Source organism: Robiginitalea sp. (assembly GCF_049588695.1).
Lineage (GTDB): Bacteria > Bacteroidota > Bacteroidia > Flavobacteriales > Flavobacteriaceae > Robiginitalea.
The window spans coordinates 1-1,532 of the sequence record NZ_JBAVZJ010000070.1 but is presented as its reverse complement, the minus strand read 5'-3'; the positions used below and the strand labels follow the sequence as shown (position 1 = coordinate 1,532).

Sequence of the window (1,532 nt, the reverse complement as noted above, 5' to 3'; positions counted from 1 at the left end):
GCTGACTATCAAACCTGAAAAAGGGTATAATTTACAATCCTCCTCCTGGAAATCCAAGGGCATACTGGTCCGGGTACCTGTTGAAAATATCAGTTCCGTGACTATGTCCGGCTCGGGGGATATTGTCGGGAAGACCCTTTTGCGTTCCGATGACTTAAAAGTAACGATGTCCGGCTCGGGTGATATTACACTCGAAGTGGATGGAAACGAGGTAGAATCCACACTTTCGGGCTCAGGGGACATTCGCCTGAGTGGTACAGCCGAACGTTTGGAGGTGCGGATTTCAGGTTCCGGAGATGTTCATGCATATGAACTGGAGGCCAAGGCGGTTGATGCTGTAGTTTCGGGCTCTGCCGACGTCAAAGTAACGGCCCTGGAATCTCTGACAGCACGCGTATCGGGATCCGGGGATGTACACTACCGGGGGAATCCGGAAAAAGTGGATTCAAAGACCTCCGGGTCGGGTGATGTCACCAAAGGTTAAAATCAAAAAACGAAACAATCATTCCCCGGGGTTTTGGCTCCGGGGATTTTTTTTGGGCACCCGCAACAACAAAACAATTCCGCCTATAAAGAAGACTACGAGAAAAATCGTGGCATTCCGCATGCTCCCGGTGATTTGAGCCACAAAGCCATACAAAAAACTTCCTATGATAATCCCGATTTTCTCGGCCACATCGTAGAAACTGAAAAAGGAGGCCGTGTCCTGGGTTTCAGGAAGAAATTTAGAATAGGTAGACCGTGCGAGTGCCTGAATACCACCCATTACCAGGCCCACCGCCCCGGCCGCGATATAGAATTCCAGGGGGGTAACCACCGTATAGGCATAAACACAAATGATTACCCACAGGAAGTTTAAAGCGATGAGGACCGTAATATTACCGAAAGCACGTGAGGCCCGTGCCGTCAGGGTTGCCCCCGCAATGGCTACAAGCTGAATCACCAAAATACTCACAATCAGGCCGGAAGTGCGCTCAGAGTCGGAACCCCAGGCGATTTCCTCTTCCCCGAAATAGGCCGCGATAAGCATGATGGTCTGAACGGCCATACTGAAGACAAAAAACGCCCCCAGGTACCGCTTCAATATCGGATTCTCCCCCAGTTGCCTCCAAACCGATTGAAGCTCCTGAAAACCATTAAAGATGAGGTTTTTACGCTCGCCCATCCGAGGGTTCCCTTTGGGAAGAAAATAGAAGGTGTACTGGCTGAATAGAATCCACCACAAACCCACCATCACAAAAGAGTACCGCATGGCCTGGACATTTGGCGGATAGTCTTCCGTACCCCGGATGCCGAAGAAGTCGGGGTTGAGAATCATAGCCAGATTGATCAGCAAAAGGATCACACTCCCGATGTACCCCATCGAGAATCCGCGAGCACTAATCCGATCCTGTTGATTGGCAAAGGCAATGTCCGGGAGATAGGAATTGTTGATGGCAAAACTAACCCAAGACCCCACCAGGGCCAGGAAATAACACAAGAGCCCAAAGTAGATGTTTTCAAGGGAAAACCAGAACAGCCCGATACAGGAC

At 50.2% G+C, this 1,532-nt stretch carries 2 protein-coding genes; one reads left to right on the top strand and one right to left on the bottom strand.

The features are described from left to right. Positions 1 to 484 (top strand): head GIN domain-containing protein (locus WBV75_RS01450; protein WP_424118882.1); only part of this gene is annotated, 484 nt, incomplete at its 5' end. 18 nt (positions 485 to 502) lie between these two features. Here the strand turns inward: WBV75_RS01450 and WBV75_RS01445 are convergent. Next, on the bottom strand, positions 503 to 1,532 hold a 1,030-nt coding region (locus tag WBV75_RS01445), incomplete at its 5' end, for an MFS transporter (protein WP_424118881.1).